Source organism: Methylosinus sp. PW1 (assembly GCF_000745215.1).
Classification (GTDB): Bacteria; Pseudomonadota; Alphaproteobacteria; order Rhizobiales; family Beijerinckiaceae; genus Methylosinus.
This window is the reverse complement of record NZ_JQNK01000002.1, coordinates 449388-462238: the sequence shown is the minus strand read 5'-3', so window position 1 is coordinate 462238 and position 12851 is coordinate 449388. Positions and strand designations below refer to the sequence as shown.

At 65.6% G+C, this 12851-nt stretch carries 16 protein-coding genes; 5 read left to right on the top strand and 11 right to left on the bottom strand.

Going from position 1 to position 12851, the window contains the following annotated elements; all coding sequences use genetic code 11:
• The first annotated feature begins 334 nt into the window (after positions 1-334).
• Complete coding sequence (locus K369_RS02695; RefSeq protein ID WP_036287116.1) at positions 335-595, top strand: DUF6111 family protein; 261 nt, start codon at positions 335-337, stop codon at positions 593-595.
• Between the two features lies 1 nt (position 596).
• Complete coding sequence (locus tag K369_RS02690; RefSeq protein WP_051948812.1) at positions 597-1841, top strand: CCA tRNA nucleotidyltransferase; 1245 nt, start codon at positions 597-599, stop codon at positions 1839-1841.
• Here the strand turns inward: K369_RS02690 and K369_RS02685 are convergent.
• Positions 1836-2126, bottom strand: a complete 291-nt coding sequence (locus tag K369_RS02685; RefSeq protein WP_036287114.1) for a hypothetical protein — start codon at positions 2124-2126, stop codon at positions 1836-1838. The genes K369_RS02690 and K369_RS02685 overlap by 6 nt on opposite strands.
• A 187-nt stretch (positions 2127-2313) precedes the next feature.
• Between K369_RS02685 and K369_RS02680 the strand changes: the two genes are divergently transcribed.
• Positions 2314-2568 carry a hypothetical protein gene (locus K369_RS02680; protein ID WP_018265337.1) on the top strand — a complete coding sequence of 85 codons (255 nt, stop codon included), beginning with the start codon at positions 2314-2316 and terminating at the stop codon, positions 2566-2568.
• A 62-nt stretch (positions 2569-2630) separates the two neighbouring features.
• A complete protein-coding gene (locus tag K369_RS02675) occupies positions 2631-4313 on the top strand; it encodes a cation:proton antiporter (protein ID WP_036287112.1) in 1683 nt (560 codons plus the stop codon).
• Here the strand turns inward: K369_RS02675 and K369_RS02670 are convergent, their stop codons facing one another.
• On the bottom strand, positions 4314-4967 hold the full coding sequence (locus tag K369_RS02670; RefSeq protein WP_036287109.1) for a M15 family metallopeptidase: 654 nt from the start codon (positions 4965-4967) through the stop codon (positions 4314-4316).
• Positions 4968-5219: 252 nt separating this feature from the next.
• Here K369_RS02670 and K369_RS02665 point away from each other — a divergent pair, with 252 nt between their 5' ends.
• A complete protein-coding gene (locus K369_RS02665) occupies positions 5220-6578 on the top strand; it encodes a S41 family peptidase (RefSeq protein WP_051948810.1) in 1359 nt (452 codons plus the stop codon).
• Between the two features lie 9 nt (positions 6579-6587).
• Here K369_RS02665 and K369_RS02660 read toward each other — a convergent pair whose 3' ends face one another.
• The 9 genes from K369_RS02660 to K369_RS02620 all read right to left on the bottom strand — a co-directional run bounded on the left by K369_RS02660 (position 6588) and on the right by K369_RS02620 (position 12831).
• Positions 6588-7790: a DNA methyltransferase gene (locus K369_RS02660; RefSeq protein WP_036287106.1), complete on the bottom strand. Its 1203-nt coding sequence runs from the start codon at positions 7788-7790 to the stop codon at positions 6588-6590.
• Positions 7791-7812: 22 nt separating this feature from the next.
• Positions 7813-8943 (bottom strand): tRNA guanosine(34) transglycosylase Tgt, encoded by a 1131-nt coding sequence (gene tgt, locus K369_RS02655; RefSeq protein ID WP_036287103.1) that lies wholly within the window; start codon positions 8941-8943, stop codon positions 7813-7815.
• Positions 8944-8956: 13 nt separating this feature from the next.
• Positions 8957-9301: a hypothetical protein gene (locus K369_RS02650; RefSeq protein WP_036287100.1), complete on the bottom strand. Its 345-nt coding sequence runs from the start codon at positions 9299-9301 to the stop codon at positions 8957-8959.
• Positions 9298-10350 (bottom strand): tRNA preQ1(34) S-adenosylmethionine ribosyltransferase-isomerase QueA, encoded by a 1053-nt coding sequence (queA, locus tag K369_RS02645; RefSeq protein WP_036287098.1) that lies wholly within the window; start codon positions 10348-10350, stop codon positions 9298-9300. Before queA ends, K369_RS02650 begins: the two co-directional genes overlap by 4 nt.
• 225 nt (positions 10351-10575) lie before the next feature.
• On the bottom strand, positions 10576-11022 hold the full coding sequence (locus K369_RS02640; RefSeq protein WP_036287095.1) for a peptidylprolyl isomerase: 447 nt from the start codon (positions 11020-11022) through the stop codon (positions 10576-10578).
• An 84-nt stretch (positions 11023-11106) separates the two neighbouring features.
• A complete protein-coding gene (locus K369_RS02635) occupies positions 11107-11658 on the bottom strand; it encodes a peptidylprolyl isomerase (protein ID WP_084570398.1) in 552 nt (183 codons plus the stop codon).
• 27 nt (positions 11659-11685) lie between these two features.
• Positions 11686-12186, bottom strand: a complete 501-nt coding sequence (gene coaD / locus K369_RS02630) for a pantetheine-phosphate adenylyltransferase (RefSeq protein ID WP_036287093.1) — start codon at positions 12184-12186, stop codon at positions 11686-11688.
• Positions 12187-12249: 63 nt separating this feature from the next.
• Positions 12250-12540 (bottom strand): HigA family addiction module antitoxin, encoded by a 291-nt coding sequence (locus K369_RS02625; protein ID WP_036287090.1) that lies wholly within the window; start codon positions 12538-12540, stop codon positions 12250-12252.
• A 12-nt stretch (positions 12541-12552) separates the two neighbouring features.
• The gene (locus K369_RS02620; protein WP_036287088.1) at positions 12553-12831 is read right to left on the bottom strand and encodes a type II toxin-antitoxin system RelE/ParE family toxin; all 279 of its coding nucleotides are present in this window, start codon (positions 12829-12831) and stop codon (positions 12553-12555) included.
• Positions 12832-12851: the final 20 nt, after the last annotated feature.

The following is a 12851-nucleotide window of genomic DNA, read 5'->3' as shown; positions in this document are numbered from 1 at the left end:
CGCGCCCGGACAAACGGGTTCGCCGGCAAAAATGGCTTTTTGAGGCTCCAGGCCACGGCCGAGCCGAACGAAGCGTCGACCAAAGCGGCGCGCTCATTTGCGCATTCGTGAGTCCACGGCGAACACGGCGACGCAGCGGAGCCGCGAGCGCCAATCCTCTTCGACGAGAGCCGAACCGCATCCGCCGCAAACCTGCGGATACCCTTAATTATTTGCGATCTCGACAAATATTCGAGCTGGCCCTGGCCGTCGGCCGCTCGTGCTATGATTTGTTACTGGTTTCGGCGCGGCGATTCTTTTTCGGGCGAACGCGCCCTTGGTGCGAGGCGTCCCAATGTGGCGGGTCATCGTTCAACCGGCGTTGCTCTTCGTCACGCCTTTCGTCGCCTATGCGCTCTATCTTCTGGCGCGTCGGCGCTGGCCTTTCGTGGCCGCGCTATGGACGCGCGGCGTCGTCTCGTCGCTGACCATCGTCGGCCTCGCCATCGGCGTCGCCGGCTTTATTTTTCTCGTGCTGTTGTCGCCGCGCAACGAAGGGACCTATGTCCCGGCGCATATAGAGGACGGCCGGCTCGCGCCCGGCCGCTTTCAGTGATTTGCCGATCCGCCTGCTCGACAACCCCAAGATCATCCGCCTGCTCGAGGCTTTGCGCGCGACCGGCGGCGAGACGCGCATCGTCGGCGGCGCCGTGCGCGACTCGCTGCTCGGCTGTCCTCCACATGAGATCGACCTCGCCACCACCGCCCAGCCCGAGGCAGTGACCAAAGCGGCCGAGGCGGCGGGGCTCAAAAGCGTGCCGACCGGCATAGATCACGGCACGGTGACGGTGGTCGTCGAGGGAACGCCCTTCGAGGTGACGACGCTGCGCGAGGATGTCGAGACCTTCGGCCGGCACGCCAAAGTGCGCTTCGGCGATGATTTCGAGAAGGACGCGCTGCGCCGCGACTTCACCATCAACGCGTTGTCGCTCTCGCCCGACGGTCGGCTGCATGATTACACCGGCGGACGCGCGGATATAGAGGCGCGCCGCGTGCGCTTCATCGGCGATCCGGCGACGCGCATCGCCGAGGATCATTTGCGCGTGCTGCGCTTCTTCCGCTTTCACGCCGCTTTCGGCGAGGGACCGCTGGACCCCGCCGGACTACATGCGGCGATCATCGCCCGCGCGAGCCTCGCCAAGCTCTCCGGCGAGCGCATCCGCGCCGAGACGCTGAAGCTGCTCGCCGCGCGGAGGGCGGTCGAGGTGGCGCGTGAAATCTCGCAGGCGGGCGTGCTCGAGGTCGTCGTCGGCGCGAGCTTTCCGGCGCGGCTCGAGCGTCTGGCCGCGGTCGAGGCGGCGCTGTCCCACGCCGCCGATCCGCTGCTGCGCCTCTGCGCGCTCTGCGTTCTCATTCTCGAGGACGCCGATCGGCTGCGCGATCGGCTGCGGCTCTCCAACGCCGAGCATCGCCGCCTCGCCCATGCGGCGCGCCTGCTGGAAGGGCTCCATGGCGCGACATCGCCGCCGCGGGAGCTGGAGCTGCTGCGGCTCCTCTTCGAGCAAGGCCGCGGCGCCGCGCGCGACGCGCTGGCGCTGGCGCATGCGGAGAGCCCCGCCGCCGCCGATGCGGAATTCTGGCTGCGGGGCGCGCGTTTCCTCGCCGAGACCCCGGCGCCGGATTTTCCGGTGAAGGCCGCCGATCTCATGGCGCGCGGCCTCTCGCCCGGCCGCGCATTGGGCGCCGTGCTGAAGGAGCTGCAGGCCAAATGGATCCGCGCCGGCTTCCCGCGCGATCCGGCGACGGTGACGCGGCTCGTCGAGGAGGCGGCGCGCGACGCCCTGCGCCCGTCGAGGCTATAGCAGGCTGCGTCCGAACATCAGCACCGCCGCAAACAGGCAGAGCATGGCGACGACGAACAGAAGATCGGCGATCAGCTCATAATTGAGCGTCGTCCGCAGCTGCAGCAGCGAGACGAAGGAGAAGAGGCAGGCTCCGACGAAGCCGACCGCGGAGACCATGGCAACCTCGTCGAGCAGCGTGCTGTCGCTCACCTTGCTGATCTTGAGGCCGGTGATCAGCACGAAGCAGATGCCGAGCAGATTGGAGGCCGCGGCCAATATATGCGGCTGACGATTTTGAGACATATTTCCTGGTCTTGCGCCGGTGGAGCCGTGGCTCGAGGAAGTTCTAGGGCGCCGCCGCGCCGGGGCGAGAGGCGCTGCCGACCACACGCTCGCGCGCGGCGGAAAATCGCTCGCGCCTCTTTGCTTACGGCTTTTCTTTTCGCCGCTCGGCGCGCTATCATTCTCAGGTCGGCCGCGGGAGTTGCGTATGAGCGTCGAGACCAGACAGCCGAGAGACGTGGCGCGTCGCCTCGCCGATCGCGCCCGCAGCGTCAAGAGCGCGCGCAGCGACGGCTGGCGCCGTGAGACCTTCACGCTCGAGCGCGGCGAGGCCCGCGCCAAGGCGCGCGAATGGTTCGACCTCTATCCCAAAGCCGCCTATATGACCGAGATCGAGTTCTGGCGAGAGCTCGAGGATGGCCGCATCGAGTTCACCATCCGCCGCCTGCCCAGCGCCGACTGACCCCCTCCTTTCCTCTGGCGCTCGAATTGCTCTATTCGAGGGTCTTGATTTCAGGAGGGAAGATGCAACACGGCGTCGATCTCATCACGACCCTCGCCGCCGCGCTCGGCCTCGCGCTGTTCATGGGGCTCATCGCCGCCAAGCTGCGGCTCTCCCCGCTGGTCGGCTATCTCTTCGCCGGAATATTGATCGGCCCGGCGACGCCCGGCTTCGTCGCCGATGTGGCGCTCGCCGATCAGCTCGCCGAGATCGGCATTATTCTGCTGATGTTCGGCGTCGGCCTGCACCTCTCGCTCGACGACCTCCTCTCCGTCCGCCGCATCGCCGCGCCGGGAGCGGTCGTGCAAATGGCCATAGCGACGGCGCTCGGCGTCGGCGTCGCCAGCTATTGGGGCTGGCATTTCGGCGCGGCGCTGATCTTCGGCCTCTCGCTCTCCTGCGCCAGCACCGTGGTGCTGCTGCGCGCGCTGGAGGAGCGCGGCGAGATGGACACGATCAACGGCCGCATCGCGGTCGGCTGGCTCGTCGTCGAGGATTTGGCGACCGTGCTGCTGCTGGTGCTGCTGCCGCCGGCCGCCGGCCTGCTCGGCGGCGGCGATCCAGACGCCATGGCGGGCGGGACGAACCTTTGGCCGATCGTCGGCCTGACGCTCGCCAAAGTGGCGGCCTTCGTCATTTTGATGCTGGTGGTCGGGCGCTGGCTGTTCCCGCGCCTCCTGTTCTGGGTGGCGGGCGTCGGCTCGCGCGAGCTGTTCACGCTCTGCGTCGTGGCCACGGCGATCGGCGTCGCCTATGGCTCGGCCAAACTCTTCGACGTCTCCTTCGCGCTGGGCGCCTTTTTCGCCGGCATGATGATGCGCGAATCCGAGTTCAGCCATCGCGCCGCCGATGAATCCCTGCCGCTGCGCGACGCTTTCTCCGTCCTGTTCTTCGTCTCGGTCGGCATGGCCTTCGATCCGCGCGCTTTCGTCGAGGAGCCTTGGCGCGTGCTCGCCGTCGTCGGCATTGTGATGGTGGGCAAGACGCTCGCCGCCGTCGGCCTCACCCTCGCGCTGCGCTATCCGCTGGACACGGCGCTGACCGTCGGCGCCAGCCTGGCGCAGATCGGCGAATTCTCCTTCATTCTGGCCGGGCTCGGCGTCTCGCTCGGCCTCATCTCGCCGGACGGCCGCAATCTGATCCTCGCCGGCGCGCTGGTCTCCATCGCGCTCAACTCGCTCGTCTTCGTGTCCATAGAGCCGATCCGCGCGCGGCTCGGACAAAGAGCGCGCTCTCTCGATCCGCTGGCGGAGCTGCCGCCCGACGTCGACGATTCCCGCCTCGCCGGCCAGATCGTGCTGGTCGGCTATGGCCGTGTCGGGAGCCGCATCGGCGAGAAGCTGCTGGAATGGGGCGCGCCCTTCGTCGTCATCGAGCAGAATCGTGAATTGGTGGAGGCGCTGCGGTCACGAGATATCGCCGCCGTCTGCGGCGACGCCTCCGAGCCCGCAACTCTGGCGCAGGCCCATATCGCGCGGGCGCGCGCGCTGATCGTCTCGACGACGCCCGACAGCTGCGACCTGCAGAAAACGATCACTACGGCGCGGAGGGTCAATCCCGCCGTGGACGTGGCGCTACGCGCGCGCGACGAGGAGGAGGCGAAGCTGCTGGAGAGTCAGAACATCGGCCGGGTGTTCTCGCCGGAGACGGAGCTCTCGCTCGGCATGCTCGGCTATTTGTTCGAGCGGCTCGGCAAGAGCGGCTGATTACTCGATCTCGACGTCATAGCTCGGCGCCTCGCCCGCGCCGGCGAAGGCGAAGTGCCACCATTCGGTCGGCAGATTGTGAAAGCCATGGCTGCGCATCAGCGTCTCGAGGCGGCGGCGATGCTCCTGCGCCTGCGCACTCACATCCTTGTTCGCGGTCCAGGAGCGCTCGTCGAAATAGTCGAAAGGCGTGCCGAAATCCCAGCCCAGCACGCCGAGATCAACGGCGAGCCCGGTGGAATGCGATGATTTTTCGGCGATATAGCCGCGCGCGAACAGATCGCGCTTGTTCTCATGCGGATAATATTGCGCCTTCATGCTCTCGTCCGGGCCTTTCGCCCAATCGATGAAGGCGGCGACCGCGCGACGCGGGCGGTAGCAATCATAGAGGATGAGCTCGAAGCCTTGGCGCTTCGCCTCGCCCTGCACGGCGATGAGCGCCTTGGCGGCGTCCTCGCGCAGCCAGCATTGCGCGGCCTTGTAGCCGGGCACGGAACGGCCGGTGAAATTATCGGCGCCGGCGTAGCGCATGTCCTGCACGATCTGCGGCGCGAGATCGGCGAGCCGCACGAAGCCTGGCGGAATCGCGGCGGCGGCGGCGGCGCAAGCGACGCAGGCGCCGGCGGCGATATCGCGGGTGGTTTTGGAGGTCATGATGCTCGATCCCGGACGGTTACATTGGAACGGCGTTCTACTCGAAGAGGGTTGACGGACTTCGGCTATGGCGCCGCTGGTTGAGTCGTCGCCGAGATGTTAAGATGAATCGAGGATCGCGACGGCTTCACGGGAATGCGCGGGCGCCGCCGACGACGCCTATCACGCGCTCGGCCGTCGGGTAAATCTTTGTTCTGTCCGCGAGCGCCCGCAGACCGCCTATTGCTCGACGATTTTTCATTGGAAGCTTCCATGGCGCAGCCAGCAAGGTTTTTCTTCCTTTCGCTTCTTCTCGGCTTGGCCCACGCGCCCGAGGCCGGCGCCGCGGAATCCCTCGCGCCGGACATTGCATTCGGCGACGACGCCATCCGGCAGATCGTCGAGCGAGCCGCCACAGAAATTCGCGTCGCCTATGTCGACCCAGACAAGGGCGAGTCGGCGGCGAGAACGATTGAAAACGCGGCCGCCGCGGGCGACTACGCCGCGATCGAAACGCCCGAACAGCTCGCATCGAGATTGACCTCCGACCTGCAGGCAGTGGTCCCGGACGCGCATCTGCGGGTGATCCGCCTCCCTAGACCCATTCCCGACGGTCTGCGCGCCCCCGCGAGCCAGCCTGCGAGCCGGAGCGGCTTCGAGCGCGTCGACCGCCTCAAAGGAAACATCGGCTATGTCCGGTTGGCGCGCTTCATCCCGCTGGCGAGTTTCAAGGAGCCCGCCAATTCGGCGATGCGGCTCCTCGCCGACGTAGACGCGTTGATCGTAGATCTGCGGGGCAATGGCGGCGGCGATCCCGCCTCAGTCGCTTATCTGTGCAGTTTCTTCTTCGATTCTGCGCGGCCTGTGCACGTCAACGACCTCGTCTGGCGCGAGCGTGGGACCATGAATTTTCGAAAGGACGCGTTTTGGACGGAGCCGACGCCAGTCCAGCACTTCGCGACGCCGCTCTATATTCTCGCCGGCCCGCAGACTTTTTCCGGCGGCGAAGAATTCGTCTATGACATGAAGACTCTGGGCAGAGCGCAGGTGATCGGAGCGACGACGAAAGGCGGCGCCAATCCGGGCGGGGTCTTGCCGCTCGGGAGTGGGCTCGGCGTATTCGTCCCCTCGGGCCGCGCCGAAAATCCGATAACCAAGTCCAATTGGGAAGGACGCGGCGTCGAGCCGGATGTTCGCGTCGATCCCGACGCCGCCTTCGCTGTGGCGGTCGAGGCCGTCGTCGCGGGTCGGCCGACGACGAAAGAGGCTGCGCTCCCGACGGCGAGCGCAGAGCTTTCGCAATGGAGCGAAGAATCGCTCCTCGAAAAAGTATATGTCCGAACGACGCCCTACGACGGCGGCGAGATCGCCGTGCGGCGGCTCGCCGAGGAATTCGCCGCTGGGCAGCCAAATTACGATCTGATTTCGGAGCGGATGGCGGCTCCTATTCGAGCGCAGCTGTCGGCGTTTCAGTCGACGCTCGGCGCTATCGGCGCCGTGCGGTCGGTGGCGCTCAGACGGGTGGGCGAGATCGGAGACGTCTATAGCGTCGAGCATGAACGCGGACGCAGCGAATGGACCATCATCGTGCAGGACGGAAAAGTGCAGCTCGCGTTTTTTCGCCCGGAATAGCGCGCGTGATCACATCCGCCTCAGCGTCACCACGCGGTTCGTGTTAGTGCCCTTGGCGTTATTGCCGACGCCCCAGCAATTGCTGGTCTTGGTGAAGCTCTGGCTGTTGACCAGCACAAAGAGCCGCTCGAAAGGCAAGCCCTCCGCCGCGCGCCAGACCAGTCGCTCAAGCAGGACCTTTCCGCCGCGCACCTCGCCGACCTCGAAGGCGACATGTCCGCCGGGCGCGACGATGCGCGCGAATTCCGCGAGGCAGGCGCGCACCATTCGCTCCCACTCCGCCTCGCTGCGATGCGCGGAAATGCGCACCGCATCCGTATCGACACCGGCGAACCAATTGCGCAGCCAATTGTCGCTCGCATATTGCACGACATCCAGAAAGGGCGGCGAGGTGACGATGAGCTGAACTTCCGCCTCGCCGGCATAGGGCGCGCGCCAGGCTTCGCTGGTGGCGAGCACGGCGGGCGGATGCGGCGGCGGCGCGCCATCGGCGAGAAGCGCGCGCGATTTGCGCAGGATGAGCGCCGCCACATCGCGCAAGGGCGGCATCTGCTCGCGCTTGGCGTTGATCTTGGCCTGTGCCTCGATGGAAACCGCCTGGTTCGGCGGCAGCGAATAGACCGAGAAAAAGCCGGGCGAATGGCCGGTCAGGCGATTGATCGCGACCATGCGAATCCAATCGTCGACCTCATCCGTGTCGCGCTCGAGCAAATGGCGACGCAGCGCGCAGAGGCGGCGTAAAGTCTCGGGATGATAGAAGACGAGAAGATCGCTTCGCTCGATCTCGCCTTGCTCCCAAGGGATTTCGCCGAGGCGTTTCTCTATGGCCGCGAGCGGCGGCGGCGACAGGCGTGGACGCGTCAGCAGAATGGAGAGCGGATTAATGTCCGCGCCCATGGGCCGCCGCCCTTGCAGCGCAGCCTCGAGCGGCGTCGTGCCGCGGCCCATGAAGGGATCGAGCACGGCGTCTCCCGGCGAGGTGAGGCGCGAGATGAAAAAGCCCGGCAACTGCGGCTTGAAGCAGGCGCGATAGCTGATCTCGTGCAGCGAATGCGCCTGCCGCTGCGCCGAGGTCCAGAATTCATTGACGAGATAGAGGAGGCCTTCCTCCTCTATCCGCCGCGTCGGCGCGCCGAAAGCGTCGAAGGCGAGCAGCTCTGCTTGAAGAGAATCGGTCGAGCAGGCGAGATTGCGAGCGAGCGCTTGGGGCATGAATCACCCTTGTTCACGCCGACTATAGCGCCTTCGCCTCTCCGCGCGCCCAGCCTTCCTTCGTCTGCGCAATGAAATCGGCGAGACGCCCCTGCTCTATCGCCTCGCGCAGGCCCGCCATCAGCTCCTGATAATAGGCGACATTGATCTCTGTCAGCAGCATCATGCCGAGGATTTCTTGCGCCTTCACCAGATGATGCAGATAGGCGCGGGAATAGTCGCGCGCCGAGGCGCAGGCGGCGCCTTCGTCGAGCGGCGCGGCGTCGTCGGCATGACGCGCATTACGAAGATTTACGCGGCCGAAGCGCGTGTAGGCGAGGCCATGGCGCCCGGCGCGCGTCGGCATCACGCAATCGAACATATCGACGCCGCGCAGCACGGATTGCACGATATCGTCCGGCGTGCCGACGCCCATGAGATAGCGCGGCTTCTCCTCGGGCAGATGCGGAATGACAATGTCGAGCATCGCCAGCATCACATCCTGCGGCTCGCCGACGGCGAGGCCGCCTATGGCGAGGCCATGGAAATCCATGGCCGCCAGCGCCTTCGCGCTCTCTATCCGCAGCGGCGGCGAGGCGCCGCCCTGCACGATGCCGAACAGCGCCTTGCCTCTGGCGTCGCCGAACGCCTTGCGCGAACGCTCCGCCCAGCGCAGCGAGAGGCGCATAGCGCGCTCGGCCTCCGCATCCGTGCAAGGCAGGCGCACGCATTCGTCGAATTGCATGTGAATGTCGGAGTCGAGCAGACGCTGAATCTCCATCGAGCGCTCGGGCGTCAGCATGTGACGCGAGCCGTCGATATGGGATTGGAAGGCGACGCCCTCCTCGTTCAGCTTGCGCAGCTTCGATAGCGACATCACTTGAAAGCCGCCGGAATCGGTGAGGATCGGATGCGGCCAATTCATGAATTTATGCAGGCCGCCGAGCGCGGCGACGCGCTCCGCGCCGGGGCGCAGCATCAGATGATAGACATTGCCGAGCACGATATCGGCGCCGGTCGCGCGCACATCCTGCGGAAACATCGCCTTGACCGTCGCCGCCGTGCCGACGGGCATGAAGGCCGGCGTGCGTATGTCGCCGCGCGGCGTCGAGACGAGGCCGCGCCGCGCCGCGCCGTCCTTCGCCAGCAGCCGAAAAGAAAATTGCTCGGTCATGCGTCTCTCTCACTCAGCTCTTGGCGCCGAGAGACGCCACTTTGACGATCTCATAAACACCGAAATCGCGCTCGTTCCAATGCATGGCGAAGCGCTCGCCGACCTTGATGACGACACTGCGCAGATCGGTGCGCCACGCTTCCGCCGCGCCGACGCCGAAATCCAGAGCGCCGTCGCGCCGCAGCACGAAAGGCCGACATTTGCCGCCGGAAAGATCGCAGGCGCCGAATGTCTCCCAATGCGAGATCACGCGGCGGCTGTCGGCGTCTATGCGTAGATCGAGCGTCAGCGGACATTCGGTGCGATCGTCGCGCCAGAGCGCCAGCACGCGCACATCGAGGAAAGCCGGCTCGCTCATTTGCGCAGCAGCAGGCAAGCGTCGCCGTAGGAATAGAAGCGATAGCCGCAAGCGATCGCATGGGCGTAGGCCGTTCGCATGCGCTCGAGGCCGGCGAAGGCGCAGATCAGCATGAACAAGGTCGAGCGCGGCAAATGGAAATTGGTGAGCAGCGCGTCGACGGCGCGGAAACGATAGCCGGGCGTGATGAAGATCGCCGTGTCGCTCGCGAATTCCGCGAGCGTTCCGTCCTCGCGCGCAGCGCTCTCCAGCACGCGCAATGCGGTCGTTCCCACAGCGACGATGCGCCCTCCCCGCGCGCGCGTCTCGTTCAATGCGCGCGCGGTGGCGGCGTCGACGCGTCCCCATTCGGAATGCATCTTATGCCCGGCCGTATCCTCGACCTTCACCGGAAGAAACGTCCCGGCGCCGACATGCAGCGTCACGCGATGCAGCGCGACGCCCTTCGCCTGCAGCTCCTCGACGAGGCGCGGCGTGAAATGCAGCCCCGCCGTCGGCGCGGCGACAGCGCCGGCGTTGGCGGCGAACAGGGTTTGATAGTCGGTCTCGTCGCGTGCGTCGGCGGCGCGTTGGCCGGCGATATAGGGCGGCAGCGGCATGACGCCGGCGGCCTCCACGGCTTCGTCCAGCGCGGCGCCCGCGAGCGCGAAGCCGAGCAATATCTCGCCATTCTCGCCCTTCTCGAGCGCCGTCGCCGCGAGCGCGCCATCCGCGCCGAAGCGCACGGTCTCGCCGATAGCGAGCTTCTTCGCCGGCTTGACCAGCGCGCGCCAACGATCGGCCGCGACGCGTTCGATGAGCGTCGCCTCTATATGAGCGCGCGTTTCGCCGCGCGCGCGAAAGCCGGAGAGACGCGCATGAATGACGCGCGTGTCATTGACGACGAGCGCGTCGCCGGGCGCGAGGAAGTCCGGCAGATCGCGAATGGAGCGGTCGAGAAAGGCGCCGTCCGGCGGCGCGACGAGCAGACGCGCGCTGTCGCGCGGCTCGGCGGGACGCAGCGCGATCCGGTCTCGCGGAAGCTCGAAATCGAAGAGATCGACGCGCATGAGTGTTTTTGCGAAGCCTGCGTGCGCGACTCCTTCTCCCACGCGTGGGAGAAGGTGGCCCTCGCGTCAACGAGGGTCGGATGAGGGCGCCGCCGCTCGATCGGCGCCGCCTCGAAATTTGTTCGACGAGGGCGATGGCGAGAGCCCTCATCCGACCCGGCTGCGCCGGGCCACCTTCTCCCGCAAGCGGGAGAAGGGAACGCGAACTTTCATAAGCGGCCGAAATCAGACCAGCGAGGCCTTGACGATCTTGTCCGGGTCCTTCACCGGCTCGCCGCGCTTGATCTTGTCGACATTCTCCATGCCGGAGATCACCTCGCCCCACACCGTATATTTCTTGTCGAGGAAGCGGGCGTCGTCGAAGCAGATGAAGAATTGCGAATTGGCGGAATCCGGGTTCTGCGCGCGCGCCATGGAGCAGGTGCCGCGCACATGCGGCTCGGCGTTGAACTCCTGCTTCAGATCGGGATATTTCGAGCCGCCGGTGCCGGTGCCGTGCGGACAGCCGGTCTGCGCCATGAATCCGTCGATGACGCGGTGGAACACGATCCCGTCATAGAAGCCTTCGGAGACGAGCTTCTTGATATGCGCCACATGGTTGGGCGCGAGATCGGGACGCAGCTTGATCAGAACGTCGCCCTGCGTCGTCTCGAGCTTCAGATTTTCGGACATGTCCACTCCTGTCGGTTTTGCATTTTCGCCCGGCGAAGCAATCCGAGGGCCGCGGCGCTCGGATTGCAGCGCGAGAAGGCGCGATCAGCTATTGTCGCCGGCGAGGCGCAGCTTGATGATCTTGTCCGGGCTCGTCACCTTGCCATTGTCGGCCTTGTCGCCCTTCTTGATCTTGTCGACGACATCCATGCCGGAGACGACCTCGCCGATCACCGTATATTGCTCCTCGAGATAGCGCGCCGGCGCGAGGCAGATGAAGAATTGCGAATTGGCCGAGTCCGGGTTCTGGCTGCGCGCCATGCCCAGAGTGCCGCGCACGAATTTCTCCTTGGAGAATTCGGCGGGGATGTTCGGCAGGTCGGACTTGCCCATGCCCGTGCCGGTCGGATCGCCGGTCTGGGCCATGAAGCCGTCGATGACGCGGTGGAAGACGATTCCGTCGTAGAAATGACGCTTGGCCAAGGTCTCGATCTGCGCCACATGCTTGGGCGCTATGTCGGCGCGCAGCTTGATGACGATGCGGCCGTCCTTGGTGTCGAGATAGAGCGTATGCTCGGGCGCATCCTCGGCGCGGGCTGCGCAGGCGGAAGCGGCGGCGAGAGCGGCGAGCGTGAAGCTGCGGCGATCGATAGGCAATCGAGCCTCCCTTTGCGTTGTTTTCTGTCAGCGTCTGGAGAGCGCGCGGCGCAGAGCCTCCGCCGCCTCTGGCGGAACAAAGGCCGAGACATCGCCTCCGAGCGAGGCGATCTGCCGCACGAGCGTCGCAGTAATGTGACGAACCGCTGGAGACGAAGGGTGAAAAATGGTCCTGATCTCCGGCGCCATGGCGAGATTCATCCCCGCCATCTGCATTTCATAGTCGAAATCGGAGCCGTCGCGCAATCCGCGCAGGATCAGCCCTGCGCCATGCTCGCGCGCCGCCTCCACCGCGAGCCCGGCGAAGGAGACGACTTCGAAGCGGCAGGAGCGCGCCTCCTCGAGTCCGGCGCAGACCGTCTCGATCAGCGAGACGCGCTCATCGAGCGGGATCAGCGGCGTCTTGCCCGGATGCGCGCCTATGGCGATGACGAGGCTGTCGCATAGGCTCGCCCCGGCCCGGATCACGTCCAAATGGCCGAGGGTCAGCGGATCGAAGGAGCCGGTGTAGAGGGCGGTGCGGGTCATGGCGGGGATATAGGCGATTTTCTGGGCGTCGTCAGGGCGTGAGCGCTCATCGACCTGTTGACGTCATGCGGATTTTGGGAAGAGCCGTTCGACCTTGATCGACCCGGCTCTAGCGCGCACCAGCGAGAGGTCATGGTTCGCCTGCAGACGAAGCCAAGCATCGGCCGTGCTTCCGAGCGCCGTCTCCAGGCGGAACGCCATCTCGGGCGTTATCGCCGATCGCCCGGCTATGACGTTATGCAGCTGTTGCCGGGTGACGCCGAGAGCTTTTGCCGCCTCGCTCACAGAAACGCCCATTTCCTCGATGCTGTCTCCGATGGTCTGCCCCGGATGAGGAGGGTTTTTCATCGCCATGATCAGCCTCGCTCAGTGATAGTCGACGAGGTCGACATCTGAGACCTCTCCCTTTTCCAAACGAAAAACGATCCGCCAATTCGCGCGAACCGTGATCGACCAGAAGCCATGCAGCTCGCCTTTGAGCGCATGCAGCCGAAAAGTCGCCAAATCCATGTCGGCCGGAACTTCGGCAATGTCCAGCAGAGCGAGGATCTGCTTGATCTTGCGCAGCTGGTCAGCGCTGACGCCCTTTGGATCGTCCTGCTCGAACAGCCGCTTTAGTCCCTTGTGCCGAAAGCTCGCGATCACTCGATCCAGCCGCCATTGTA

What these genes read in the sequence shown, in the direction of transcription:
- K369_RS02680 (WP_018265337.1), top strand. Translation starts at nt 2,314, where the DNA reads ATGAGCGTCGAGACCAGACAGCCGAGAGACGTGGCGCGTCGCCTCGCC.
- K369_RS02675 (WP_036287112.1), top strand. Translation starts at nt 2,631, where the DNA reads ATGCAACACGGCGTCGATCTCATCACGACCCTCGCCGCCGCGCTCGGC.
- K369_RS02650 (WP_036287100.1), bottom strand. Translation starts at nt 9,301, where the DNA reads ATGAGCGAGCCGGCTTTCCTCGATGTGCGCGTGCTGGCGCTCTGGCGC.
- K369_RS02665 (WP_051948810.1), top strand. Translation starts at nt 5,220, where the DNA reads ATGGCGCAGCCAGCAAGGTTTTTCTTCCTTTCGCTTCTTCTCGGCTTG.
- queA (WP_036287098.1), bottom strand. Translation starts at nt 10,350, where the DNA reads ATGCGCGTCGATCTCTTCGATTTCGAGCTTCCGCGAGACCGGATCGCG.
- K369_RS02640 (WP_036287095.1), bottom strand. Translation starts at nt 11,022, where the DNA reads ATGTCCGAAAATCTGAAGCTCGAGACGACGCAGGGCGACGTTCTGATC.
- K369_RS02625 (WP_036287090.1), bottom strand. Translation starts at nt 12,540, where the DNA reads ATGGCGATGAAAAACCCTCCTCATCCGGGGCAGACCATCGGAGACAGC.
- K369_RS02670 (WP_036287109.1), bottom strand. Translation starts at nt 4,967, where the DNA reads ATGACCTCCAAAACCACCCGCGATATCGCCGCCGGCGCCTGCGTCGCT.
- tgt (WP_036287103.1), bottom strand. Translation starts at nt 8,943, where the DNA reads ATGACCGAGCAATTTTCTTTTCGGCTGCTGGCGAAGGACGGCGCGGCG.
- K369_RS02695 (WP_036287116.1), top strand. Translation starts at nt 335, where the DNA reads ATGTGGCGGGTCATCGTTCAACCGGCGTTGCTCTTCGTCACGCCTTTC.
- coaD (WP_036287093.1), bottom strand. Translation starts at nt 12,186, where the DNA reads ATGACCCGCACCGCCCTCTACACCGGCTCCTTCGATCCGCTGACCCTC.
- K369_RS02685 (WP_036287114.1), bottom strand. Translation starts at nt 2,126, where the DNA reads ATGTCTCAAAATCGTCAGCCGCATATATTGGCCGCGGCCTCCAATCTG.
- K369_RS02660 (WP_036287106.1), bottom strand. Translation starts at nt 7,790, where the DNA reads ATGCCCCAAGCGCTCGCTCGCAATCTCGCCTGCTCGACCGATTCTCTT.